Raw genomic sequence first — 24,173 nt, 5'->3', positions numbered from 1 at the left:
GAGTGAACCGCAATGGCACCCGACAAACTTGTCTATATGGCCAATCAGATCGCGACCTTCTTTAAATCCCAGCCCGAGGGCGAGGGCGTTGATGGTGTTGCCAACCATATCAGCGATTTCTGGGAACCGCGCATGCGCAAGCAGCTGTTTGACATGATCGCCGAAGGCAAGGCCGACTTCCATCCTTTGGTGATCAAGGCCGCGCCGAAAATCCGGAAGGTCAAGGAAACCGCATGATGGCCAAGCCATCGGAAAATCGCATTCTGGACGGGCGTGACGTCGATCTTGCGCGGGCCGTATCAGGCGATGATGGTAATGATGACGCACCGATCATGTTGCAGCCGGAAGTCCCGGCTGCTTTGACGTTTAATGGTCATTCCCATGCGGTGATGATGGTATCCCCCCATGACCTTGAAGACTTCATGGTCGGCTTTGCCCTGTCCGAAGGCATTGCCGATGACATTTCCCAGATCACGCTGCGCGACGTGCGTAAGACCCTGCAGGGTTATGTGATCGAGGCTGATCTGCATGAAGATGTCTTTGATCGTCTTGCCGATCGTCAACGGACACTCGAAGGCCGATCCGGTTGCGGATTGTGCGGCGTCCAGTCGCTTGAAGCCGTCGCCATGGACAAGATCGGGACGGTCACGCCATCCAACATGACGCAGGATGTTGTCTTGCGGGCGATTGATGCGCTTCCGGAATATCAGACCCGCAATCGCGAAGGCGGTGGGTTGCTACATGCCAGCGCCTTTGTCGATGGTAGCGGTAACATCGTTCTGGTCCGCGAAGATATCGGCCGCCACAACGCGCTTGATAAGGTGCTTGGTGCTTTGGCGCGACAGGGGATCGATCCAACCGGTGGGTTCATTCTGATGACCAGTCGTTGCTCCTATGAAATTGTCACCAAGACCGTGCAATTTGGGGTGGGCGGGCTTGTAACCCTTTCGGGCCCGACATTGACGGCGGTGAACCTTGCGCGCAAGGCCGGCTTGACGATGATATGTCGCGAACGGCGTGGTCTGTTTCGCCGTTTTGCCTGACCTGTAAGCGGCTTTTTCCAACTTGTAATTTTCTGATGATCGCCTGTTTGCAAAACGGGTTTGTTTGCGCAAGCACGCCTCTGGCGCGCATCCCCGCATGTTTGGTGCATAATTGGAATTGCCATATCCCCGCATACTTGTTATTCAAGATGTAATTAAATATTACAAGATGGTCCCGCCGGTCAGTCGGATATTTGATCCGCGGCACGCGGGCCACGGCACGGGGATAAGGAAACCATGGCACTTTCAAAAACTGAATTGCGCGCCGTTTTGTCGGGGATTTCGGGCATTCTTGTCACGCCCTATGATGACAATGGCGATGTCGCGCCCAAGAAGCTCGTGCCGGTGATTGATCGTGCGCTGGCCGCAGGGGTGCATTTTCCGGTTGTGAATGGCAATACCGGCGAATTTTATGCCCTGACCACCGACGAGGCGATCACGATGGCGAAGTCGGTTGCCGAAATGCTCGATGGTCGTGCGCCAATGCTGGCCGGGATTGGTCGCGGTGTGCGTGATGCCTGTGCGCTGGCCAAGGCATCGGCCGAGGCCGGGGCAGCGGCATTGATGATCCATCAGCCGCCAGACCCGTTTGTCGCCCCGCGCGGTGTTGTTGACTACATAAAACGGATTGCCGATGCGTCCGGTGGTTTGCCGATGATGCTGTATCTGCGTAACGACGCCATTGGCACCAAGGCTATTACGGAACTGTGTGCGGTCGAAGGTGTTGCTGGCGTTAAATGGGCAACGCCAAATCCGATGAAACTGGCCGAGGCAATCCATGCCTGCGATCCGGATATCGTTTGGGTGGGTGGCCTTGCCGAAACATGGGCACCGGCATTCTATGCCGTTGGCGCCCGTGGATTTACCTCGGGCCTGGTCAATGTCTGGCCGGAACGCTCCATGGCCATTCACGCCGCCCTTGAGGCCAGCGACTATGCCAAGGCCCGCCAGTTGATCGGAGAAATGAAGGCCTTTGAAGAAGTCCGGGCCGAGGAAATGAACGGCACCAACGTGACCGGTGTGAAGGCAGCCCTGAAATTACTAGGTGATGATTGCGGTCCTACGCGCCCGCCGTCTGCCTGGCCGTTGACCGAGGCCCAGCAGAAAAAGCTTTCAAGCTTCATGAAAGGAAACGGCCTGATCAGTTAGGTAGCCTGGTGGTAACTGTGCAGTCCTAGAAGAAGGACGGATGGCGTTCGCGGATGGCATCGACGGTGGCAAGGGTTCCCATCAGATGTTCGCGAACGACGTCGCAGGCGGTATCGGCATCACCCTTGTCAATCGCGGCCAGAATACGCGCATGACAATCAAGGATGGATGCCGATTTTCCCGGGTCAGGCAGGTTAAGCTTACGCAGGCGGTCAATGTGGCCTGACCTGGCTTCAACCACGCCATAGAGTTGGGCGACACCGGCAGCCTCATAGAGCGCGTAATGGAAATCGCGATCAAGTTTGCCAAAGGTATCTAGATCGTTCGCGGCACTGACCGCATTTTGCTGAGCAAGGATGGAGTGCGCTTTGACAGTCAGGGCAGGGTCTTTGGCGTTGGCAAGACGGCGGGTGACCTCCAGCTCGACCGACAGACGCAGGAACTGGGTTTCCAGCGCTTGCTCGACATCAATGCGCGAGACCTCTGTCTTGGACTGCGGGAAGGTGTCAACAAGGCCTTCTTCTTCAAGCTTGAGCAACGCATCACGCACGGGTGTCTGGCTGACACCGTATTCTTCGGCGATTTCGGCCCGTGACAGGTATTGGCCCGGCGCAAGTTCCAGATCGATGATGCGCTTGCGCAAAGAATCATGGAGCTGCGTACTTGCCGAGCCCCGCTTGAGTTTGGGCAGGCGCTTTTTGGCGATCGGTGCGTCTTTCAACAGGTTATCGACCATGATGTTCCCGCAATTCATTTCTGGTCACACAATTTGTATACAGGCGTCTTGCTCGACATGCACTAATATATTACTATATCAAACAGTCAAAAGTGAATATCTTTCTGTGCCTGTCAGCGGCGGCGGAAATCCTCAGGCCACGGCGTTTGCGTCCAAGACCGGAGATCGCCTTTCTGAGTGCCGCCCGTTGCAAGCATGGTCGCGTTTTACATTCCGAGGATAAGACAATGAGTAAGAAACAGCCTCAGGACCTGAGATCGGCACGCTGGTTCGCCCCCGACGATCTGCGGACATTTGGCCATCGATCACGGATGATGCAGCTTGGCTATTCCGAAGACGATTTTCGCGACAAGCCAATCATCGGTGTCCTGAATACCTGGTCGGAACTCAATACCTGTCATTCGCATTTCCGCGAACGTGTTGTTGATGTGAAACGCGGTGTTGCACAGGCGGGTGGCTTTGCCGTCGAGCTGCCGTCGCTTTCCGTTGATGAAAGCTTCACCAAGCCGACCTCGATGCTGTATCGCAACCTGCTTGCCATGGAGACCGAGGAAATGATCCGGTCCCACCCGCTTGATGGTGTTGTTCTGATGGGCGGCTGCGACAAGACAACACCCGGTCTGGTCATGGGGGCGATTTCGGCCGGTGTGCCGATGATCTATCTGCCGGCTGGTCCGATGTTGCGCGGTAACTATGCCGGCAAAATCCTTGGTTCGGGCTCTGATGCCTGGAAATATTGGGATGAACGCCGCGCGGGTAACATCAGCGATGAAGAATGGCTTGGCATTCAGGGCGGGATCGCCCGGTCTGCCGGGACCTGCATGACCATGGGCACCGCATCGACCATGACGGCGATTGCCGACTCAATGGGGCTGACCTTGCCCGGTGCCTCTTCGATCCCGGCGGTTGATAGTGGTCATCAGCGCATGTCGGCCGATTGCGGACGCCGCATTGTTGAGATGGTCTGGGAAGACCTGACACCCGACCAGATCATCACCGATGCATCCTGCCGAAACGCTGCGATTGTCGCCATGGCAACTGGTTGTTCAACCAACGCCGTGGTCCATCTGATTGCAATGGCCAAACGTGCCGGTGTGGGACTTAAGCTTGAAGACCTTGATGAACTTGGCCGCACCACACCGCTGATCGCCAATGTCCGGCCATCGGGCAAGGATTACCTGATGGAGGACTTCTTCTATGCCGGGGGCCTGCGCGCCCTGATGAAGCAGATGGAAGATCGTCTCGATACCAGTTGTATGACGGTGACCGGCAAGACCCTTGGTGAAAACCTTGAAGGCGCGGTGGTTTATAATGACGATGTCATCCGACCGCTTGATAATCCGGTCTATAAGGAAGGCTCTCTTGCCGTTCTGAAAGGCAATCTGTGCCCGAACGGTGCGGTGATCAAGCCGGCTGCCTGTGATCCGAAATACCACGTGCATGAAGGCCCGGCACTGGTGTTTGACAGCTATCCGGAAATGAAAAAGGCGGTTGATGACGAGAACCTCGATATCACGCCTGATCATGTGATGGTTCTGCGCAATGCTGGTCCACAAGGCGGTCCCGGCTTCCCGGAATGGGGCATGCTGCCGATCCCCAAGGCGCTGATCAAACAGGGCCATCGTGACATGTTGCGGATTTCCGATGCCCGCATGTCGGGCACGTCTTACGGCGCGTGTGTTTTGCATGTCAGCCCGGAAAGCTATATCGGCGGGCCACTCGCACTTCTGAAAAATGGTGATACGGTCCGCCTTGATCTGCCAAATCGCTCGCTTGATATGCTTGTCCCAGAGGAAGAGCTTGAAGCGCGGCGCAAGGCCCTGACACCGCCGGAACCGCGTTTCGAACGCGGGTATGGCTACATGTTCTCGCGCCATGTGACCCAGGCCGATCAGGGCTGCGATTTTGACTTCCTTGAAACCGATTTCGGCAAAACTGCCGGCGAACCTGACATTTTCTAAGGACACCGACCATGACGGAATATGTATTGTCTGATGCCACGCGCGAAAAACTGATGCGCACCTCGACGGCGTCTGTTGCCACCCAGCTTTACAAGCGGGGCCTGCGCAACCAGTTCATTCAGGGTGTCCGACCGGTGGCACCGAAAAAGAAAAACATGGTCGGGCAGGCCTTTACGCTGCGCTATATCCCCGCACGTGAAGACCGCAACCCGATCGAGGTATTCCGCAACGAAGACCATCCGCAACGTGTTGCGATTGAAACCTGCCCGCCGGGCCATGTTCTGGTGATGGATGGTCGCAAGGATGCGTCTGCGGCATCGGCCGGGTCGATCCTAGTGACCCGTCTGGCTGTTCGTGGTGGTGCCGGGATCGTGTCAGACGCCGGTTTCCGCGATGCCGAGGGGATTGGTGAGCTTGACATGCCAGCCTATTGTGCCGGTCCGTCAGCGCCGACCAACCTGACCAAGCACGAAGCACTTGATATCAACGTGCCGATCGCGTGTGGCGATGTTGCCGTCTTCCCGGGTGATGTTCTTGTTGGCGATACGGACGGGGTCATGGTGATCCCCGCACATCTGGCAGACGAGATCGCCGATGCCTGTGCAGGCATGGAAAGTTACGAGGCCTTTGTGATCGAACAGGTGGCCAACGGGGCGTCAATTATCGGACTTTATCCCTGCACCAAAGAAGAGAATCAGAAAAAGTATGAGGAATGGCTGGCAAGTCAGTAAAATCGCGGTTACGTTGACCTTCATGTAATCAATTTACCCCTATCCACGCATTCCAGAGGATCGATTGAAATGTCTTATACCCTGACAGGAAAACATCTGATTGCCGGTGAATGGGTCGCTGGCGAGACGACCTTCCAGTCCGAGCCGGCCCATGGCCCGGCCAACACCTTCCCGGTTGGCACGCCTGCCCTGGTTGATCAGGCCGCAAAGGCCGCCGAAGAAGCCTTTTGGACTTACGGCTATTCAACCCGCGAAGAGCGCGCGAAATTCATCAACACCATTGCGGATGAAATCGATGCGCGTGGCGATGAAATCACCGAAATCGGTACCCAGGAAACCGGCCTGCCCGAAGCACGCCTTCAGGGTGAGCGCGGCCGTACCGTCGGTCAGCTTCGCCTGTTTGCCAGCCACATCCTTGATGGCGAATATCTGGATCGTCGTTATGACGAAGCTCTTCCGGATCGTGCGCCGTTGCCGCGTCCGGATCTGCGTTTGATGCAGCGTCCGATTGGTCCGGTTGCCGTATTTGGTGCGTCCAACTTCCCGCTGGCCTTCTCGGTCGCGGGTGGTGATACCGCATCGGCACTGGCTGCTGGTTGCCCGGTCGTGGTCAAGGGCCACTCGGCCCATCCGGGTACGGGTGAAATCGTTGCCCAGGCGATTGACGCCGCGATCAAGAAATGTGGTGTTCATCCGGGTGTGTTCAGCCTGATCCAGGGCGGCAAACGTGATGTCGGCCAAAGCCTGGTGCAGCATCCGCTGATCAAGGCGGTTGGCTTTACCGGATCGCTTGGCGGTGGCCGTGCGCTTTATGATCTGTGTGCTGCCCGTCCGGAGCCGATCCCGTTCTTTGGCGAACTTGGTTCGGTCAACCCGATGTTCCTGCTGCCGGCTGCAGTTAAGGCACGCGGTGCGGAAATCGGTAAAGGTTGGGCTGGGTCGCTGACCATGGGTGCCGGCCAGTTCTGCACCAATCCGGGGATCGCGGTTGTGATCGAAGGTCCTGATGCGGATGCATTCGTTGCCGCCGCCAAGGAAGGTCTTTCGGGTGTCGGTCCGCAAACCATGCTGACCGATGGCATGGCAGAAACCTATCGCGCCGGTGCAAAGCGTGTGGCGGGGACTTCGGGTGTCAAAGAAGTTCTGACCACGTCTTGTGATCTGCGCAATGCGACGCCGTATCTGTTTGAGACCACCGGTGAAAACTGGCTTGCCAACCATGAGCTTGGCGAAGAAGTCTTTGGCCCGCTCGGCCTCGTCGTTCGCGTCAAGGACGTTGCCGAAATGCGCAAGATTGCCAAATCGCTTGAAGGCCAGTTGACCTGCACGCTGCATCTTGATGCTGCCGATGCGGCAGATGCCCGTTCGCTTCTGCCGATCCTTGAACACAAGGCAGGCCGCGTTCTGGCCAACGGTTTCCCGACCGGTGTGGAAGTATCCGACACCATGGTTCACGGCGGACCTTACCCGGCATCGACCAACTTCGGTGCGACCTCTGTCGGGACTATGGCGATCCGTCGCTTCCTGCGTCCGGTTTGCTATCAGAACATTCCGACCGATGTTCTGCCGAAAGACATCGCATAAGCGATATCTTCGCGACAGTTTTGCTGAGAAGAAAGAGCCGCCCATTTGGGCGGCTTTTTTTGTTAGTCGCGGATTTGTTGGTCTCGGATTTGTTAGTCCCGGACCGTTGCGGTGGCCTGAAACATGTTTTCATCATGCCTGAGCAGGCTTTGACCAATCGCCCCTTGAAGGGCCAGATCCTTGTCCCAAGGAAGATAGGTGATAGTCGGGTTTCGGCTGAGTTCTGGTACCTGTGCCTCGTCCAGACCGCGCCTGAGTTCCGGTTCCATCATGTCGAATGCCCGCGCACCCGATCCGGTAATGAAAATCTGCTTGGGGCCCAGCAGGGCGATCAGGTTGGCGATGCCATATCCCAATACCTTACCAGCATGGCGGAACAGTTCGGCAAGACCGGTATCGCCGCGGCGGGCCCGGGCAACCAGATCCATCATCTGTTCTTCGCTGGGGTGCAGGTTGTTGGTATCGGGCAGGTCAATCACGCCGCGTGCATCACGCAGAATGGCATAGTCCCCGATATAGGCCTCAAGACACCCACGTCGACCGCAGTTGCACAGCGGACCGTCAGGTTGGTATTTGGTGTGGCCAAACTCCGCAGCAGTCCCGAAATCACCGTTATAGACCTTGCCATTCAGAACCAGTCCCATACCGATCCCGTAGCCCAGCATGATCACGGCAAAGTCGCCATCATTATGCAGGTTGGTATTTTGCGAGATCGCCGTTGCGATGCAGTTTGCATCGTTCGACATCTGAACAGCGCTGCCATATCGTTCGCTGAGTGATTTGACCAGGGGAATATGGCGGTGGCGGAGCGCTGGCGACCAGATGATCTCGCCGCTGTTGCTGTCGGTTACCCCTTGTATGGCGATGCTGATGCCTGCGGGCGGATGGATGCAGAAATCACGATTGCGTTCGAGAAACCGGTCAATCAACGCAATCAGGGTTCTGGTCAACTCGTCTGCGCCAAGATCGCGGGTATTGATGCAGTGTTCGATGCTGCGTTCAATTTCACCCTTGAAATTGCCCAGCGCAATTTCGATCAGATTGATGGTGATTTTGACCCCGATGACGCAGGCCGCATTCGGCACCAGATCCAGCAAGACCTTGGGACGGCCACGCGTGGTGCCATTCCCATTTCCGTTCGCGGTGCCGTTATTGTTACTGCCTTCGCTTTCCTTCACCAAACCCTGCGCCATCAAGTCGGCGGTTAGCGACGTGACAGTCGCAGGGCTTAGTCCGGTTGCCGTACCGATATCAATGCGCGCAGCGGGGCCATGCATGCGTAGATAGCGCAAGATCGCCGTCTGGGAGGGCTGGCGCGGTGTTTCGCTTTCTGTACGGCGCATCATGTGGTTGATCAGTATCCTTGTTACCATGCCCGTTCGGGCAATTTATATGTGCCAGCGGTCAGAGCAATCCGCGACGCGCAAGGTTGTTCATCAAGGCGCTGATCCCGAACGTCCAGGGTTTAATGGCATCTGATCGGTCGACCTGATTGACCAGTTTGCCAAGGCTTGGCGTCGAGATGCTGACAAGGTCGCCCATTTCGTGGGTAAAGCCCTTGCCGGCACCACCCCGGTCATCGGTCGGGGCAAACATCGTTCCCAGAAACAGCATGATGCCGTCCGGATATTGATGATGTTTGCCGATCGCCTGTGAAACAAGGCTTTCGGGTGTGCGGCTGATCTGGCTCATGGAGCTGACCGCATCAAGGTGATAGCCCTCGGGCCCGTCGACGGCCATGGCGATATCGGCCGATTTGACAGTTTCCAGCGTGAACTTGCCGTCAAACAGGCGGATGAACGGGCCAATGGCGCAGGATGCGTTATTGTCCTTTGCCTTGCCGAGCAACAGGGCAGAGCGCCCCTCGACATCGCGAAGGTTGACGTCGTTGCCAAGTGTGGCACCAACGATCTTACCTTTTGATGTCACGGTCAGAACCACTTCCGGTTCCGGGTTGTTCCAGGTTGAAATCGGGTGCAGGCCGACATGCGCGCCATGCCCGACAGCCGACATGACCGGCGCCTTGGTAAAGATTTCCGCATCCGGACCAATGCCGACTTCAAGATATTGCGACCACGCGCCCTTTTCGAGCAGCACGGTTTTGATATCGGCGGCCTTTTGCGACCCCGGTTCGATCTGTGAGAGGTCATCACCGATAATGCCGGTGATTTCGGTGCGGATCTGATCGGCTTTGCTTGAGTCGCCGCGCGCCTGTTCCTCGATCACCCGTTCAAGAAGGCTTGCAACAAACGTCACCCCGCTTGCCTTGATCGCCTGCAGATCATTGGGGGACAGGAGATGCGGGGTGTTTTCATCGGCCCCCGGACGGGACTGGTCCAGAATATCACTGAGTGTGGCGACAGTCGGGAAGCTTGCCGGATTTGAAAGCTTTGCCAGAACGTCATCAAGTTCAAGGATTTCGCTGACGGTTGGTGCGACACTGCTGATATCGCGCAGCGTTTCACCATCAAGAAGCACCGGTGTTGGTCCGGAAACGCGCGGGTCCCAGATGCGCCCGATCAGGACGGCATTACTTGCGTCATCGGGCAGGATGTCTTGGGCGTTGATGGGGAAGCCTGTGGTCATCTCGGTGTCTCGCTTGTTTATCTGTGGGTGGTGCCATTCGCGGCACCCGTTGCATTGGTTGCGCCGGGGCCAGCCAGATGCAGAAGGTGCTCGGGCATTTTGCCCAGAATGATCATCCCAAGTACGTCGTCATGTGTGACATCTTCGGTTCTAACGCTGCCAACCAGTTTTCCGTTCTTCATGACATGCAACCGGTCAGAAAGGTCAAACACATCATGAAGATCGTGGCTAATCAACAAAATACCCAAACCGTCACGCTTTAATTGGTCAATCAGTTCGCCGACCATCTTTGTTTCATGAACGCCAAGGGCCGCACAGGGTTCATCCATGATCAGCACGCGTGCTTCAAACAACAAGGCACGTGCAATCGCGACCGACTGGCGCTGCCCGCCCGAAAGGGCCGACACGGGGGAGGTAAACTTTTTGAAATTCGGGTTCAGGCGATGCAGGACTTCGCGCGCCTTGTGTTCCATGGCCGCATCATCAAGAAACCCGAACTTGTCGGTGATTTCACGTCCGAGAAACAGGTTCTGGGCGGCATCCAGATTGTCGGCAAGTGCCAGATTCTGATAGATCGTTTCGATATTGTTGTCGCGTGCGTCACGCGCGTTCTCGATCTTGGCTTCCTTGCCATCAACAATGATCTGGCCGCTATCGGCCTGATAGGCACCGGAAAGAATTTTGATCAGCGTTGATTTGCCCGCACCGTTATGGCCCAGAACGCCAACCACTTCGCCGGGATAAAGATCAATGGATACGCCATCAACAGCCTTCACCCCGCCAAAGCTGATATGGATATCTTGCATTTCGATCAGCGGATCTTTGGTCATGTTTGGATCAGTCATCACGGGTCTCCTTACGCGGTCGGGTCGCTGTAACGGCGATGGAAATACTTGTCGCTAAAGACGGCGACGACAAGAACCAGGCCGATGACGATGCTTTGCAATGAGGTATCGACGCCCAAAAGCGCCATGCCGCTTTGCAGGCTTTGCATCACCAGCGCACCGATCAGCGCGCCATATATCGTCCCAAGCCCACCGGCAAGTGACGTGCCGCCAATGACCACGGCTGCAATCACGCGAAGTTCGTCAAGCGTGCCCAGATCGTTGCCCGCTGATTGCAGGCGGGCGGATGAAATCGCCGCACTGATCGCGCAAAGCACACCCATCAGGGCAAAGACCGCCACGGTCATGCGTTTGACGTTGATCCCGGCCAGTTCGGCCGCCTGCGGGTTGCCGCCAATCGCAAAGACATAGCGCCCGAAACGGGTGCGTTTAACCGCAATTGTCAGGATGATCGCGACAAGCGCAACAATCAGAAGCGGGATCGGAATGCCGTGCGAAATTTCAAGGTTTTCTGGCGTGACCGGAATGCCCTTGTTTTCCAAAAGGCGTTCTGCCGCGCGCGTTGGCAGGTGGTAGGCATTCAGTGTCGCGACAACAATCAGGACCAAACCGGCCTTGATGATCGTGTTGGTGTATTCAGCCCAGATTGGTTTGACCGGAAATTCGAAGGACAGGCGACGACGGCGTTCCATGATCGCGGCGTAAATGATCGCAAGAATGGCAATCAGGGCGACGATCCAGCTCCAGGTGGCGCCAATCGTTCCTTCGATGCCGCCGCCCAGAAGAATGTAATTCTGATCAAGCGGGGCAACCGTGCGTCCTTGCGTGACCCACCATGCGGATCCGCGCCAGACCAAAAGCCCGCCAAGTGTCACGATAAATGCCGGGACGCCAAGATAACCGACGGCAACACCTTGAATGGAACCGATCAGGCCGCCGACAACAATGCCAACCAACAGCGTCAGCACCCAGGTCAGGGGATGGTTGTAATCAAGAAACTGTGGCAGGACATCGGTCTGAACGACCCCCATGATCATGGCCAGAACACCCAAGACCGCCCCGACCGAAAGGTCGATATGACGGGTGACAATGATCAGGACCATGCCGCACGCCATCACCGCCACGGAGGCAGTCTGAACCGACAGGTTAAAGATGTTTCGGGGCGTGATAAAGCGACCGCCCGAGGCAATGTCAAAACCCACCCAGATAATCAGCAGGACAACGGCGAGGCCAACCAGGCGACGGTCGACTTCCATTTTCGAAAGTAGTCGTGACATGAAAAAGCTCGTAAAGCAGCGGGGCCGAACTGCGATATCTGCACGATATGTGGAATGCAGTCGGCCCCGGGTTTATGCAAGGTCGGAGGAAACAGGTTGGCCTAGTTGCAGGCCGCAACCTTGCTGTTGGTTACGCCCTGGCAAACCACGTCTTTCGATACCCAGCCAGCATCAATCACCAGATCAAGTTTGTTCTGGGTGATCGCAACCGGATCAAGGAAGTAAGACTTCATGGTCACACCATTCGGGCTCTGCCAATCTTCGGTACCGTCAACCTCGCCAAGCTTGGTGCCCTTGGCAAGTTCAACGGCGATCTCAGCCGCACGCTTGCCGAGAAGACGGGCATCTTTCCAGACCGAAACCGTCTGGGTGCCAAGTGCCACACGGTTCAGTGCAGCGTGATCGCCGTCCTGACCCGATACAGGAATGCCCTGCATGCCCTGTGCGGACAGGGCTGCAACAACACCACCGGCCGTGCCATCGTTGGATGCGACAACGGCATCAACCTTGTTGTCCGCAGCCGTCAGGAACTGTTCCATGTTCCGCTGCGCAATCGCTGGCTGCCAGCTGTCGGTATAAGCTTCGCCAACAATTTTGATGTCGCCCGCGTCAATTGCATTCTGCAGGATTTCAAGCTGTCCTTCGTGCAGAATGTTGGCGTTCGGGTCGGTCGGTGCGCCTTTGATGAAGACGTAGTTGCCTTTCGGTTGCTCGGCAAAAACGGCCTCGGCCTGAAGGCGGCCGACTTCCTTGTTGTTGAACGTAATGTAATAGGCGTTCGAGTCTTCGATCAGGCGGTCATAGCCAACGACCGGAATGCCTTCGTTCAGGGCCTTTTCGACAGCAGGGCCAATTGACGCTGAGTCCTGTGCCAGGACGATCAGGGCATCGGCACCACGTGCGATCAGGCTTTCGATATCGGAAAGCTGTTTGGACGGATTGCTTTGGGCATCTGCGCTGATGTATTCAGCCCCCGCAGCATCCAGAGCAGCCTTGATTGCGGCTTCATCGGTTTTCCAGCGTTCTTCCTGGAAGTTCGACCAGCTGACACCAACAGTCAGATCAGCAGCAAAGGCATTTGCAGACAGCAGAACGGTTCCGGCCAACATGGCCGTTGATAGGAGTTTTTTCATCGGTTTCTTCCCTGAATAAATGTGTCTTCTGGTGACATTTATTTTTGTTATCGAAAAAATGTTGACGTGAAGAAGGCGTCCTGTCAAATATTTTTTAGTGAATAAATTAAATTCATCGCTTTTCACGCATTTTTATATCGCAGTTTGCGATTAAGGGTTGAATTGGCGGTGTTTATAGTGTGGTGCGCTGCAGCAATTAATTTGTTCACCTAAAATAATATGAAAAGAGACAGGGAACGTTATGACAGCGAGTTATCACGACATTGACGGTAAATCCGTGCTTGTAACCGGCGGTGCATCCGGGATTGGCGCCTCGATTGTGCGCGCATTCTGTGCGCAGGGGGCGCGGGTCGGGTTCTTCGATATCGATGATGCCGCCGCGCAAAAACTGATCGCCTCCATAAAGGAAGAGCACGGCGTAACCCCAGTCTACAAATCGCTTGATTTGCGCAATCAATCATCCATTTCCGATGCGGTCCGCGACATGTCGGTTGCGATTGGCCCGATTGACGTTCTGGTGAACAATGCAGCGCGCGATGATCGGCATTCGCCCGAAGATATCAGTCCTGACAAGTGGCGTGATGGCCTGGATGTGAACCTGAACCATCATTTCTTTTGTGCCCAGGCAGTCGCACCGGGGATGAAGGAAAAACGGTGCGGAAGTATTATCAATTTCAGTTCTGTGAGTTATATGATGGGCCTGCCGGATCTGGTAACGTACGAGACCGCAAAGGCCGGTATTATCGGACTGACGCGCGCGCTTGCCAGGGACTGGGGTGAATATGGCATTCGCGTCAACGCGGTGACGCCGGGCTGCATCATGACACAGCGCCAGCTTGATCTTTGGATTTCTCCCGAGGATGAAGAACGCATTCAGGAGCAGCAATGCGTCAAACGCCGGCTGGTGGGGGATGATGTTGCACAGATGGTTCTTTTCCTGGCATCTGATGTTTCGTCGGCCTGTTCATCACAGAACTTCATCGTGGATGGCGGCATCGTCTGATCGTGTGTTTCGACGGGCGCCAAGACCGCTGCTCGCCCCGAGACCACTGCTTGAACTTGGAAAAAACAGTTTATGTCGCTTGCAAATCTCTCTGATCAGCCAATCATCATCGATGAAAAAGCCAACCCGTATCGCGACTGCATTCAGGGTCTCGCCAACCAGCCGATCACAGTCGTCCGGTTGCTGCGCGATGCTGTGAACGAAAACCCGGTTGTTGCCAGTGGTCGCAAGTTTGCCGTTCCCGAAATCAAGGACGTGGTCGGGCGTCTGGTGGAAAACCGCCCGCGCATCGCGATCATTGCCGGCGCGCCGGATCATCCGGCCCATCTTCTGGATCGTCCGCAGGCGCTGATGGCGGCACTGCGCATTTGGGAAATGGGCGGGGTTCCGTTCCTGTTCCATGTGCCGGTGATCTGTGATGGCACGGCGCAAAACAATATCGGGCAAAGCTATTCACTGGCATCGCGCAACCATACGGCGGCGGCGGTCAATATCACCTTTGAAGGCCACAGTTATCACGCGGCCTATGTGATTGCCGGCTGTGACAAGTCACCTGCGGCTGTGGTGGCCGGTCTGGCCGCGGCCGATCATGCACGCGCCTGGCGCGGCGATCAGGCACCGGTCTGGGCGGTGTTTGCACCGTCCCATGTTCTTAAAGGTGGTGAAATTCCCGAAGGCACGCGTCGTTTGCTGGATAAGATCGCCGCTGACTCCGATGCCGCGGGCCATGATGACCTTGGTGCCGATATCCGCGAAAACATGCGCTATATCCTGCAATGCACGTCGGACGAGGCGTTTGCCGGGTTGCTCGAACGTGCCCGGCTTCTGGGGATTATCGACGGGGCGATGGAACGTCGGGTTCTGGACGAACTTGCAACGGCAACCTGTGATTCCAAAGGTGGCATTTGTGCCTTTAACGGCACGGGCAATTCATCGCGTACCATGTTGGCGGCCTTCGGCCTGACCCCGCCGGAACTGGAATTGCTGACCGATGTCCCGCCGTTCGAAGCCGTGGCAGCCGGGATCGATGCCCTGTTTGGCGTTTTCAACAAGCCGGAATATGCGATTGGCAATTTGCTGAAGGCCAACTTCGCCAATTTCGTGCGTGTTCATAATGCCACGGGATCGAGCAGCAACATGCTTTTGCATCTGCCATTCATGATGCGCTATGCCGGTTTTGATATCTCGATTGATGATTATCAGGATGTGCGCACCAAAACCCCGGTGCCGGAAATTTTCGCCCACAGCCTGACGGAAAACCGCGACACTTTTGTTTTGGCCCAGCAAATGGCCGAAGGCAAAAACCGCGGTATGGAAAGCATCTATCGCATTCTGGCCGACCTTGGCGTGGCGATGGATCTTGATGCGCCGACCATCCTTGGAAAAACCTGGGCGGAACGCATCGCCAATCTGGAAAACCCGGTTGATCTGTCGTTGGGCGATGCGTCGGTCATTCGTGCCAGCCCGGTCAGACAGCGTTCAGGCGTTGACGTCATTACCGGCAGTTTCTTTGAAAACTGTGCGGTCAAGACATCGGGCATGAGCGACCGGTTATTGTCGCACTTTGATGATCATGTCTTCATCGTGCGCTATTATGAGAACGAACATGTCTGTAATGCCGACTTTGCTTCGCCCGATTTGATCACACGTCTGATTGAAACCGATGGCGTTGATGAAGAATTGATTGCCGCAGTCGTGCGGCGCAATGGCGGAAACCGTGTTGATATGGATGCGCCAAAGGACATGTTCGAACAGGGCCATCTGTCCTTTGCGTTTGTCATCGGCGGGCAGGGGCCGGAAGCCTATGGCATGCCGGAAATGTTTTCGCCGTCGCAGAACTTGCGCCATCACCGCATTCTCGAAGCATCATCAATGTTGATCACCGATGGACGTTATTCCGGGGTGACCAAGGGCGCCTGTATCGGTCATATGGTGCCGGAGGCCTTTACAGGTGGTGCAATCGGCTATCTTAAGGATGGCGATGTGCTGCGTCTTGATCTGACCGGGTTAACGCTGGATTGGCTCGACCCCGAGGCATTCAAACGTGGGGAAGAGGTCGCATCCGATCCCCGCGACATTGCAGATCGCAAGCCGGTCTTTGATGCACGGTTCAAACGCATGGCCGATCGCCAATGTGATATCGCCGCAAGCAACGTGCTTGACGGGATTGGCAATGCCGCACGCGGTATTGTGCCCCGGGCTGTTGATCGTCGCGCAACTAAATCCTGGCGCTAATCCGCAAGGGTTTCACACACCAAAATGCAAAACGCCCCGTGCCATATCTGGCCGGGGCGTTTTTGATTGTCGCAGGTGTTTTGGGCTTAGCCCATGCGTTCCGATGCGTAGCTTCCCGGGCTTGGCGGGAAGACAATGGTGCGGTTGCCGTTGATGAACGAACGGTGGTGGATATGGGCGTGGACCGCACGCGCCAGCACCTGACTTTCGACATCGCGGCCAATCGACACATAATCGGCCGAGTTCTGGGCGTGGGTAATGCGCGCAATGTCCTGTTCGATGATCGGACCTTCATCAAGGTCGGCGGTGACATAGTGCGCTGTTGCGCCAATCAGTTTGACCCCGCGCACATAGGCCTGTTGATACGGGTTGGCCCCCTTGAAGCTTGGCAGGAAGGAATGGTGGATATTGATGATCTTGCCACTCATTTTCTTGCACAGGCTGTCAGACAGGACCTGCATGTAGCGGGCCAGAACGATCAGTTCGACGTTATAGTCAGAAACAACATCAAGAAGCTTTTTCTCGGCTTCGGGCTTGTTTTCCTTGGTGACCGGGATGTGGTGGAAGGGAATGTCGTGATTAACGACAACCTTCTGATAGTCAAGGTGGTTTGACACCACGCCAACGATATCAATCGGAAGCGCGCCGATTTTCCAACGATACAGCAGATCGTTCAGGCAGTGACCAAACCGCGACACCATCAGAAGAACCTTCATCTTCTCGGAGCTGTCATGGATTTCGTACTTCATGCCAAGTTCTGCTGCCGGACCCTCAAAGCCTGCAATCAGGGTTTCCTGATCAACACCTTCTTCGCTGACGAAGGCAACCCGCATAAAGAACAAGCCGGTTTCTTGGTCGTCAAACTGGGAGCTATCGGTAATGTTGCAGCCGTTATCTGCCAAATAAGTCGAAATAGCAGCAACCACCCCGCGCTGAGAATCGCAGGAAACAGTCAGAACGTAGCTTTTCATCGCGTCTGGCTTTCTCGTTTGGAATAATCAAAAATTGCCCGGCCCCGTCCATCGGGGAATGAGATAAGGCCGGGCAGAAGCATTAAATATCAAGTGTGTTCTCACGTTCCCAGCGGGAAAAGTGAGAAACGTAAGAATTCCACTCGGTTTGTTTGAGTTTGAGATAGGCACTTGAGAATTCCTTGCCCATCGCAAGCTGGAGCTCTTCGTTAGAGCCCATTTCACGCAGGGCATCGAGCAGGTTCAGTGGCAGACGCGGAGCATCCTTGATCGAATGCCCTTCCTTGTACATGTCGATATCGTAATGCGGTCCCGGATCGGCATTGGTTGCCATGCCATCAAGACCGGCCGCAATGATCACGGCCTGAAGAAGATAGGGGTTGGTTGCCCCGTCGGGCAGACGCAGTTCAAAGCGCCCCGGCCCCGGAACGCGGACCATGTGGGTGCGGTTGTTGCCCGTCCAGGTCACGGTGTTCGGGGCCCAGGTCGCGCCTGACATGGTGCGCGGCGCATTGATACGCTTATAGGAATTGACCGTCGGGTTGGTGATCACCGCCATGGCAGAGGCATGCTTCATGATGCCGCCAAGGAAATGCTTGCCCTTGGCCGACAGACCAAATGGCATGTCATTATCGGCAAAGGCATTGGCGCCGTCATTATCCCAAACCGACACGTGGCAGTGGCAGCCATTGCCGGTCAGGCCCGGGAAGGGCTTGGGCATAAAGGTCGCGCGCAGGCCGTGCTTTTCGGCGATTGATTTGACCATGAACTTGAAAAAGGAATGCTTGTCGGCAGTTTTAAGTGCGTCATCGAATTCCCAGTTCATTTCAAACTGGCCATTGGCGTCTTCGTGGTCGTTCTGATACGCACCCCAGCCGAGTTCAAGCATGTAGTCGCAAATCTCGGCAATCACGTCATAACGGCGCATGACAGCCTGTTGGTCATAGCAAGGCTTTTCGGCGGTATCGGCTGGATCAGAAATTTCCGACCCGTCGGTGGTGACAAGGAAAAACTCCGCCTCGACCCCGGTTTTGACATTGAGGCCAAGCTCGGCGGCCTTGGCAATCTGTGCTTTCAAAACGTTGCGCGGGGCCTGTTCGACCGGTGTGCCTTCCATGATGCAATCGGCGGCAACCCAGGCGACTTCCGGTTTCCAGGGCAACTGGATGACAGAGCTAGGATCAGGAATGGCGAACATGTCGGGGTGGGCCGGGCTCAGGTCAAGCCAGGTGGCGAAACCTGCGAAACCCGCACCTTCTTCCTGCATGTCGGCAATTGCCTGGGTCGGGACAAGTTTGGCGCGCTGACCGCCAAACAGGTCGGTAAAGCTGATCATGAAGTATTTGATGCCGCGTTCCCGGGCAAAGGCTGATAGATCCTTGGTCATAGAAGTCCCCTGACGAATTTTATCAATAACCACCGGTTCCCCGGGCACGCCTTGGGGCGCACCCGGTCCGGTGGTAGGTTAGCTGTTCTAGAATCCTCCCTGACCCGGAACCCAGTTGGTCCCGGCAAGCGGTACACCAGCCATGGCGGCCGCTTCGATATTCAGTGCGCAGAGATCCTCGGGTTCGAGGTTGTGCACATGATTTTTGCCGCAGGCGCGTGCAATGGTTTGCGCTTCAAGGGTCATGACCTTCAGATAGTTGGCCAGTCGCCGTCCGGCGGCAATCGGGTCAACCCGTTTCATCAGGTCGGCATCCTGTGTCGTGATGCCTGCGGGATCACGACCTTCATGCCAGTCATCATAGGCACCAGCGGTGGTGCCAAGTTCGTTATATTCTGCTTCCCATTTCGGGTCATTATCCCCAATCGCGACCAGGGCCGCAGTCCCGATGGAAACGGCATCCGCACCAAGGGCAAGCGCCTTGGCAACGTCCGCACCGTTGCGGATACCGCCCGAAACGATCAGCTGTACTTTGCGGTGCATGCCCATGTCTTGCAATGCTTTTACCGCCGGGCGGATGCAGGCAAGGGTCGGCTGACCGACATGTTCGATAAAGACTTCCTGGGTCGCGGCTGTGCCGCCCTGCATGCCATCCAGCACGATGACATCGGCACCGGCCTTGACCGCAAGAGCCACGTCATAATAAGGGCGTGCGCCACCGACCTTGATGAAGATCGGCTTTTCCCAGTCGGTGATTTCGCGGATTTCCTGAATTTTGATCTCAAGATCATCCGGGCCGGTCCAGTCGGGATGACGGCAGGCGGATCGTTGATCAATGCCCATCGGCAGGTTGCGCATTTCGGCAACACGATCCGAGATCTTCTGACCCAGCAGCATGCCGCCGCCGCCCGGTTTGGCGCCCTGACCAATAACGATTTCAATCGCATCGGCGCGTTTCAGGTCGCGCGGGTTCATGCCGTAACGTGACGGAAGATACTGATAAACAAGCTGGGTCGAATGACCGCGTTCTTCCTCGGTCATGCCGCCATCGCCGGTGGTGGTCGATGTGCCCGCCGCCGATGCGCCGCGCCCAAGGGCTTCTTTGGCCGGACCGGAAAGGGAGCCAAAGCTCATACCAGCAATGGTGATTGGAATTTTAAGCTCGATCGGTTTCTTGGCAAAACGGGTGCCGAGCGTGACGGCGGTTTCGCATTTCTCGCGGTAGCCTTCGAGCGGATAGCGTGACATGGATGCGCCAAGGAACAGCAAGTCATCGAAATGCGGGACCCGGCGTTTCGCACCACCACCGCGGATGTCATAGATGCCTGTTGCGGCTGCGCGGCGGATTTCCGAAAGGGTGTAGTCATCAAAGGTTGCCGATTTACGCGGCGTCGTAACGGGATTTTTGTAGGTCATGGTCTGATCCTGTCTTTGGGCTGACGCGCTCGGTGTTTTGATCCGCGCGGCGTTCAGCGTGCCGCATCAATAGGCGTCGAAATTATCGACACTGAAGTTGTAAAGGGTTCTGGCCGAGCCATATCGCGTGAATTCTTCGGGCTTCACATCCGTGATGCCTGCATCTGCAAGAAGCTTGGTCAGAAGGTCGATATGTTCCGCCCGCATTTCCTTTTTCTCGCAATCGGCACCAAGGCTTTTGACCGTGCCGCGCACGAAAAGGCGCGCCTCATAAAGCGAATCACCAAGCGCATCACCCGCATCGCCCAGAACAACAAGGTTGCCCGATTGCGCCATGAAGGCCGACATGTGGCCGATATTGCCCTTAACGACGATATCGACACCTTTCATCGAAATGCCGCAGCGTGACGATGCATTGCCTTCGATCACCAGCAAACCGCCATGGGCGGTGGCCCCGGCATACTGGCTGGCATCGCCTTTGATCACGACTTTGCCCGACATCATGTTCTCAGCAACACCTGGACCGGCATTGCCATTGACCGTGACGGTGGCCTGTTCGTTCATGCCTGCACAGTAATAACCGACGCTGCCATTAATCGTGACATTGACCGGTGCGTCGATGCCGACCGCCACGGCATGTGCGCCGCGCGGATTGGTGATTTCGAAATCCTCGGGCACACCACTTTTATCAAGCGCATGAAGCGCCTGATTGAGCGCGCGCAGTTCGGTGGTTGCAAGATCAAACACTGGCATTTGTGTTCCTTCCTCATAGGACCGCAGAGTTTTTGCAGTCAGGTCGGCGCGCACATGGCAGCAGCCGACAGGGTTCGTGTTAATCAGTGTTCCCAGAAATAAACCGTGGCCGGTTCCGGTTCCCAGACGCGGGCGTCTTCAATGCCCGGCAGGTTGACCAGTGCGCGGTATTCGGACCCGAATGCGACATAGGCATCGGTTTCCGCCATCACGGCCGGTTTGCAGGCAATCGGATCACGCACAACGCCAAAGCCCGATTTGGTGCCAACCACAAAGGTGAAGAACCCATCAAGGTCATCAAGCGCACTTGTCAGGGCCTCGCCCAGGTTTTTGCCCTTGGCCATTTCACCGGTCAGATAGGCGGCAGCGACCTCTGAGTCGTTTTGGGTTTCAAGGCGAATGCCTTCGCGGGTCAGTTCGCGCCTAAGGTTGTTGTGGTTCGACAGCGAACCATTATGCACAAGGCATTGGTCCGAACCGGTCGAAAACGGGTGGGCGCCAAGGGTGGTCACCGCACTTTCGGTGGCCATGCGGGTATGGCCGATCCCGTGGGTGCCGGACATGTCGGAAATCTTGAAGCGCTCAAGCACGTCCTTGGGCAGGCCGACTTCCTTGTAAATCTCCATCGCCGTGCCCGTTCCCATGACGCGGACATTCGGACGAAGTTCTTCAAGTGCTGTCCGGGTCGCATCGATCTGATCGCTTGAAACCGTAATCACCGCATGGGTGTTTTTGGGCAGGATGGATGCGTTTTTGATCCCGGCTTTGCGCAGGTCTTCGGTCAGGCCGGCAAAATCTGTTTCCGGCTCCGGAGACTGGATCGTGAGTTTGACCAGATCATTCTGATCTGCGCCATAAATTGCGATGCCCGCACTATCGGGGCCACGGTCGGTCATGGTCACCAGCATTTCAGACAACAACGCGCCGAGCTGTGGTTCCAGACTTTTATCTTTAAGGAATAAACCAACAATGCCGCACATGGCAGGACAGTCTCCATTCTGTTTCTGAAACGGAGACTACCTGTTCGCGAATGCGGAATCAACTATGAAGAATAAAAATTTCTTCTCAGTGAATTGATGTTTTCACCGGAGTGAATGCTTATCCCCGGGCGGGATAGCAGATGATCGATAGGTAACGTATTGGAAATGAAAGAAGTTCTTCCGGTCCGTGGCGGGCATCGGCATCAAAGAACAGGCTGTCGCCTTCTTTCATGTAGTAAAGCTGATCGCCATGGCGGTAACGAACTTCACCCTCAAGCATATAGATGAATTCCATGCCTTCATGCTGGAACGCGGGGAAGCTGCTCGACTCCTCGGTAAGCGTTAGCAAATAGGGTTCGACCACCACACCGCTTGTGTTGTTATCGATATGACCCAGCAGGTTATATTCATGGCCTGCGCGCGTGCCGCGGCGCTCAATCGCAACACCTTCGCCGGATTTCACGAACACCGCATTGCGCGGTTCTTCATAACGACGGAAGAAATCAGTCACCGGCACGCCCAGCGCACTTGCCAGCGCCTGAAGCGAGGTCAGCGACGGCGAGGTCACGCCGTTTTCGATCTTGGACAACATCCCCATCGAAATCCCGGTTGCCGACGCCAGATCGGAAATCGTAATGCCAAGCTTCTTGCGGAGCGCTCGGACTTCATGGCCGATGGCAATTTCCAGATTGTTTTCCTTGGGTTCACGGAGCGCGTGCGGGTCCTGTGTGAGGGCGGCGGGTTTGCTCTTGGTGTCCATGCCTGATCCTTGCTCGCTATTGGCGGTGGTCTGCGGTGCTTGTGTTGTTTTGCTATTTGCCATGCTGGCTTGTCCTCCGTCACCGGTTTTGTCCCGGTGCGGGTCCGCTCGTTTCTGGTTTCCTCGAACGGCCACTTGATGCGGCCTGCTTTTTTATCGGTCGTATGCGCCCGGGCTTTTGCCCTTATTGATCGGCCATACGCCATAGGCATGACTTACACTGGTAGGAAATATTTATCAACTCCAGGGAAAATAAATTTCCGGAAAGGCGATATGAGGGGTGGGGATGGAAGTTGCTGCAATGCCGTAGAAAATAGCCTTTAAGGAATAAAAATTGAATAATATGAAAAATAATTATTGCGTTCGCGAACAAGATGCCGCCAAAATATGGAACAAAATAAGCCGATAATAGCGCGCTGATTGTGCGCAAAGGCGATCATATCAGGAGGCCATCACTATGACTGCAAGCTGGAGATTTTCAGCCCTTGCCGATCGGCATCGCGCGCTTGGTTCCAATCTTGAAGACTGGAGCGGTATGGGCACTGCCTGGACCTATGACAAGGATTGGGACGAGGAATACATCGCGATCCGCACCAAGGCCGGGATCATGGATGTTTCAGGCCTGAAAAAGGTTCATATCACCGGCGCGCATGCATCCCACGTGATCGACTATGCCACCACGCGTAATGTCGAAAAGATCTATCCGGGCAAATCGGTCTATGCCTGCATGCTTAATGATCAGGGCAAGTTCACCGATGATTGCGTGATTTATCGCATGGGGCCGAATTCGTGGATGGTGGTGCACGGATCGGGCACCGGGCATGAAGAACTGACCAAGGCGGCCATGGGCCGTGATGTATCGGTTCGTTTTGATGACAACCTTCATGATTTGTCTCTGCAGGGGCCGCTTGCGGTCGATTATCTGGCGGAATATGTACCGGGTATTCGCGATCTGCCCTATTTCCATCATACGCAGACGCAGTTGTTTGGCCTGCCTGTAATGATTTCGCGCACCGGTTATACCGGGGAGCGCGGTTATGAGATTTTCTGTCGTGGTCAGGATGCCGGAATGATCTGGGACCGCATCGTTGCCGAGGGCAAGGATATGGGCATTATCCCGACCCGCTTTACGACACTTGATATGCTGCGTGTTGAGAGCTACCTGCTGTTTTATCCCTATGATAACTCGCAGATGTACCCGTTCGAAAACGAAGGGCCGGGCGATACCCTGTGGGAGCTTGGCCTTGATTTCACCGTCAGTCCGGGCAAGACCGGCTTCCGCGGTGCCGAGGAACATTACCGCCTGAAAGGCAAGGAACGCTTCAAGATCTTTGGCATCTTGTTTGATGGCAAGGAAGTCCCGGCCGAAGGGGCCGAGGTGTTCAAGGACGGGGCCAAGGTCGGCGTTGTGACCTGTGCGATGTATTCACCGCTTAAGGATCAGACAATGGCCATCGCCCGTCTGGCGGTGGATTGCGCCGAACAGGGTGTGAAGCTCGAAGTGACGGGTGAAAAAGGCATGCTCGGCGGAATGGCCCATACCATGCCATTTGACGACCCCAAAAAATTGAAAAGAACAGCCAAGGGTTAAGCCAAACGACCGGGGGCTGTCAGAGGCCCCCG

The 24,173-nt window shown here is 55.9% G+C and carries 21 protein-coding genes; 9 read left to right on the top strand and 12 right to left on the bottom strand.

Annotation, left to right across the window (positions count from 1 at the left end; translation table 11 throughout):
- Positions 1-12 precede the first annotated feature (12 nt).
- The 3 genes from AUQ41_RS20305 (at position 13) to AUQ41_RS20295 (ending at position 2,192) form a co-directional block, all read left to right on the top strand.
- Positions 13-237: a formate dehydrogenase subunit delta gene (locus AUQ41_RS20305; protein WP_063090392.1), complete on the top strand. Its 225-nt coding sequence runs from the start codon at positions 13-15 to the stop codon at positions 235-237.
- Positions 234-1,043, top strand: a complete 810-nt coding sequence (fdhD, locus tag AUQ41_RS20300; protein WP_232308488.1) for a formate dehydrogenase accessory sulfurtransferase FdhD — start codon at positions 234-236, stop codon at positions 1,041-1,043. The genes AUQ41_RS20305 and fdhD overlap by 4 nt, the downstream gene beginning before the upstream one ends.
- 237 nt (positions 1,044-1,280) lie before the next feature.
- Entirely contained in the window at positions 1,281-2,192 is a 912-nt protein-coding gene (locus tag AUQ41_RS20295; protein ID WP_063090391.1) for a dihydrodipicolinate synthase family protein, read from the top strand.
- 25 nt (positions 2,193-2,217) lie between these two features.
- Here AUQ41_RS20295 and AUQ41_RS20290 read toward each other — a convergent pair whose 3' ends face one another.
- Positions 2,218-2,928, bottom strand: coding sequence for a GntR family transcriptional regulator (locus AUQ41_RS20290; protein WP_063090473.1), 711 nt, complete (start codon positions 2,926-2,928; stop codon positions 2,218-2,220).
- A gap of 227 nt (positions 2,929-3,155) precedes the next feature.
- Between AUQ41_RS20290 and araD the strand changes: the two genes are divergently transcribed.
- The 3 genes from araD (at position 3,156) to AUQ41_RS20275 (ending at position 7,204) form a co-directional block, all read left to right on the top strand.
- The gene (gene araD / locus AUQ41_RS20285; protein WP_008891999.1) at positions 3,156-4,889 is read left to right on the top strand and encodes an L-arabinonate dehydratase; all 1,734 of its coding nucleotides are present in this window, start codon (positions 3,156-3,158) and stop codon (positions 4,887-4,889) included.
- Positions 4,890-4,900: 11 nt separating this feature from the next.
- Positions 4,901-5,620, top strand: a complete 720-nt coding sequence (locus tag AUQ41_RS20280) for a ribonuclease activity regulator RraA (RefSeq protein ID WP_008892000.1) — start codon at positions 4,901-4,903, stop codon at positions 5,618-5,620.
- A 69-nt stretch (positions 5,621-5,689) separates the two neighbouring features.
- On the top strand, positions 5,690-7,204 hold the full coding sequence (locus tag AUQ41_RS20275; protein ID WP_063090389.1) for an aldehyde dehydrogenase (NADP(+)): 1,515 nt from the start codon (positions 5,690-5,692) through the stop codon (positions 7,202-7,204).
- 92 nt (positions 7,205-7,296) lie between these two features.
- Here the strand turns inward: AUQ41_RS20275 and AUQ41_RS20270 are convergent, their stop codons facing one another.
- From AUQ41_RS20270 to xylF, 5 genes are all read right to left on the bottom strand, one after another.
- Positions 7,297-8,550 (bottom strand): ROK family transcriptional regulator, encoded by a 1,254-nt coding sequence (locus AUQ41_RS20270; protein ID WP_063090388.1) that lies wholly within the window; start codon positions 8,548-8,550, stop codon positions 7,297-7,299.
- A gap of 58 nt (positions 8,551-8,608) precedes the next feature.
- On the bottom strand, positions 8,609-9,790 hold the full coding sequence (locus AUQ41_RS20265; RefSeq protein ID WP_008892003.1) for a fumarylacetoacetate hydrolase family protein: 1,182 nt from the start codon (positions 9,788-9,790) through the stop codon (positions 8,609-8,611).
- 17 nt (positions 9,791-9,807) lie between these two features.
- Positions 9,808-10,635 carry an ATP-binding cassette domain-containing protein gene (locus AUQ41_RS20260; RefSeq protein ID WP_063090387.1) on the bottom strand — a complete coding sequence of 276 codons (828 nt, stop codon included), beginning with the start codon at positions 10,633-10,635 and terminating at the stop codon, positions 9,808-9,810.
- Positions 10,636-10,646: 11 nt separating this feature from the next.
- Entirely contained in the window at positions 10,647-11,912 is a 1,266-nt protein-coding gene (locus tag AUQ41_RS20255; protein ID WP_081579325.1) for a sugar ABC transporter permease, read from the bottom strand.
- Positions 11,913-12,013: 101 nt separating this feature from the next.
- The gene (xylF, locus tag AUQ41_RS20250; protein WP_063090385.1) at positions 12,014-13,045 is read right to left on the bottom strand and encodes a D-xylose ABC transporter substrate-binding protein; all 1,032 of its coding nucleotides are present in this window, start codon (positions 13,043-13,045) and stop codon (positions 12,014-12,016) included.
- Between the two features lie 241 nt (positions 13,046-13,286).
- Between xylF and AUQ41_RS20245 the strand changes: the two genes are divergently transcribed.
- Complete coding sequence (locus AUQ41_RS20245) at positions 13,287-14,048, top strand: SDR family NAD(P)-dependent oxidoreductase (protein ID WP_008892007.1); 762 nt, start codon at positions 13,287-13,289, stop codon at positions 14,046-14,048.
- A 72-nt stretch (positions 14,049-14,120) separates the two neighbouring features.
- A complete protein-coding gene (locus tag AUQ41_RS20240; protein WP_063090383.1) occupies positions 14,121-16,283 on the top strand; it encodes a dihydroxy-acid dehydratase in 2,163 nt (720 codons plus the stop codon).
- An 86-nt stretch (positions 16,284-16,369) separates the two neighbouring features.
- Here AUQ41_RS20240 and purU read toward each other — a convergent pair whose 3' ends face one another.
- The 6 genes from purU to AUQ41_RS20210 form a co-directional block, all read right to left on the bottom strand.
- Positions 16,370-17,254, bottom strand: a complete 885-nt coding sequence (purU, locus tag AUQ41_RS20235) for a formyltetrahydrofolate deformylase (RefSeq protein ID WP_008892009.1) — start codon at positions 17,252-17,254, stop codon at positions 16,370-16,372.
- A gap of 82 nt (positions 17,255-17,336) precedes the next feature.
- Positions 17,337-18,641: a type III glutamate--ammonia ligase gene (gene glnT, locus AUQ41_RS20230; protein ID WP_063090381.1), complete on the bottom strand. Its 1,305-nt coding sequence runs from the start codon at positions 18,639-18,641 to the stop codon at positions 17,337-17,339.
- 87 nt (positions 18,642-18,728) lie between these two features.
- On the bottom strand, positions 18,729-20,057 hold the full coding sequence (locus tag AUQ41_RS20225; RefSeq protein WP_063090379.1) for an FMN-binding glutamate synthase family protein: 1,329 nt from the start codon (positions 20,055-20,057) through the stop codon (positions 18,729-18,731).
- Positions 20,058-20,123: 66 nt separating this feature from the next.
- Positions 20,124-20,810 (bottom strand): GXGXG domain-containing protein, encoded by a 687-nt coding sequence (locus AUQ41_RS20220; RefSeq protein WP_063090378.1) that lies wholly within the window; start codon positions 20,808-20,810, stop codon positions 20,124-20,126.
- An 83-nt stretch (positions 20,811-20,893) separates the two neighbouring features.
- Positions 20,894-21,790, bottom strand: coding sequence for a glutamine amidotransferase family protein (locus tag AUQ41_RS20215; RefSeq protein ID WP_063090376.1), 897 nt, complete (start codon positions 21,788-21,790; stop codon positions 20,894-20,896).
- 118 nt (positions 21,791-21,908) lie between these two features.
- On the bottom strand, positions 21,909-22,613 hold the full coding sequence (locus AUQ41_RS20210) for an XRE family transcriptional regulator (RefSeq protein ID WP_174713875.1): 705 nt from the start codon (positions 22,611-22,613) through the stop codon (positions 21,909-21,911).
- 394 nt (positions 22,614-23,007) lie between these two features.
- Here AUQ41_RS20210 and AUQ41_RS20205 point away from each other — a divergent pair, with 394 nt between their 5' ends.
- Positions 23,008-24,141 (top strand): aminomethyltransferase family protein, encoded by a 1,134-nt coding sequence (locus AUQ41_RS20205; protein WP_063090375.1) that lies wholly within the window; start codon positions 23,008-23,010, stop codon positions 24,139-24,141.
- Positions 24,142-24,173: the final 32 nt, after the last annotated feature.

It is taken from the genome of Thalassospira sp. MCCC 1A02898 (assembly GCF_001618185.1).
GTDB classification, from domain to species: domain Bacteria; phylum Pseudomonadota; class Alphaproteobacteria; order Rhodospirillales; family Thalassospiraceae; genus Thalassospira; species Thalassospira tepidiphila.
The sequence above is the reverse complement of the archived record's forward strand: the minus strand, read 5'-3'. Positions and strand labels throughout refer to the sequence as shown.

Coding starts and splice junctions, on each gene's coding strand:
- AUQ41_RS20305 (WP_063090392.1), top strand. CDS start 13: ATGGCACCCGACAAACTTGTCTATATGGCCAATCAGATCGCGACCTTC.
- fdhD (WP_232308488.1), top strand. CDS start 234: ATGATGGCCAAGCCATCGGAAAATCGCATTCTGGACGGGCGTGACGTC.
- AUQ41_RS20295 (WP_063090391.1), top strand. CDS start 1,281: ATGGCACTTTCAAAAACTGAATTGCGCGCCGTTTTGTCGGGGATTTCG.
- AUQ41_RS20290 (WP_063090473.1), bottom strand. CDS start 2,928: ATGGTCGATAACCTGTTGAAAGACGCACCGATCGCCAAAAAGCGCCTG.
- araD (WP_008891999.1), top strand. CDS start 3,156: ATGAGTAAGAAACAGCCTCAGGACCTGAGATCGGCACGCTGGTTCGCC.
- AUQ41_RS20280 (WP_008892000.1), top strand. CDS start 4,901: ATGACGGAATATGTATTGTCTGATGCCACGCGCGAAAAACTGATGCGC.
- AUQ41_RS20275 (WP_063090389.1), top strand. CDS start 5,690: ATGTCTTATACCCTGACAGGAAAACATCTGATTGCCGGTGAATGGGTC.
- AUQ41_RS20270 (WP_063090388.1), bottom strand. CDS start 8,550: ATGATGCGCCGTACAGAAAGCGAAACACCGCGCCAGCCCTCCCAGACG.
- AUQ41_RS20265 (WP_008892003.1), bottom strand. CDS start 9,790: ATGACCACAGGCTTCCCCATCAACGCCCAAGACATCCTGCCCGATGAC.
- AUQ41_RS20260 (WP_063090387.1), bottom strand. CDS start 10,635: ATGACTGATCCAAACATGACCAAAGATCCGCTGATCGAAATGCAAGAT.
- AUQ41_RS20255 (WP_081579325.1), bottom strand. CDS start 11,912: ATGTCACGACTACTTTCGAAAATGGAAGTCGACCGTCGCCTGGTTGGC.
- xylF (WP_063090385.1), bottom strand. CDS start 13,045: ATGAAAAAACTCCTATCAACGGCCATGTTGGCCGGAACCGTTCTGCTG.
- AUQ41_RS20245 (WP_008892007.1), top strand. CDS start 13,287: ATGACAGCGAGTTATCACGACATTGACGGTAAATCCGTGCTTGTAACC.
- AUQ41_RS20240 (WP_063090383.1), top strand. CDS start 14,121: ATGTCGCTTGCAAATCTCTCTGATCAGCCAATCATCATCGATGAAAAA.
- purU (WP_008892009.1), bottom strand. CDS start 17,254: ATGAAAAGCTACGTTCTGACTGTTTCCTGCGATTCTCAGCGCGGGGTG.
- glnT (WP_063090381.1), bottom strand. CDS start 18,641: ATGACCAAGGATCTATCAGCCTTTGCCCGGGAACGCGGCATCAAATAC.
- AUQ41_RS20225 (WP_063090379.1), bottom strand. CDS start 20,057: ATGACCTACAAAAATCCCGTTACGACGCCGCGTAAATCGGCAACCTTT.
- AUQ41_RS20220 (WP_063090378.1), bottom strand. CDS start 20,810: ATGCCAGTGTTTGATCTTGCAACCACCGAACTGCGCGCGCTCAATCAG.
- AUQ41_RS20215 (WP_063090376.1), bottom strand. CDS start 21,790: ATGTGCGGCATTGTTGGTTTATTCCTTAAAGATAAAAGTCTGGAACCA.
- AUQ41_RS20210 (WP_174713875.1), bottom strand. CDS start 22,613: ATGGCAAATAGCAAAACAACACAAGCACCGCAGACCACCGCCAATAGC.
- AUQ41_RS20205 (WP_063090375.1), top strand. CDS start 23,008: ATGACTGCAAGCTGGAGATTTTCAGCCCTTGCCGATCGGCATCGCGCG.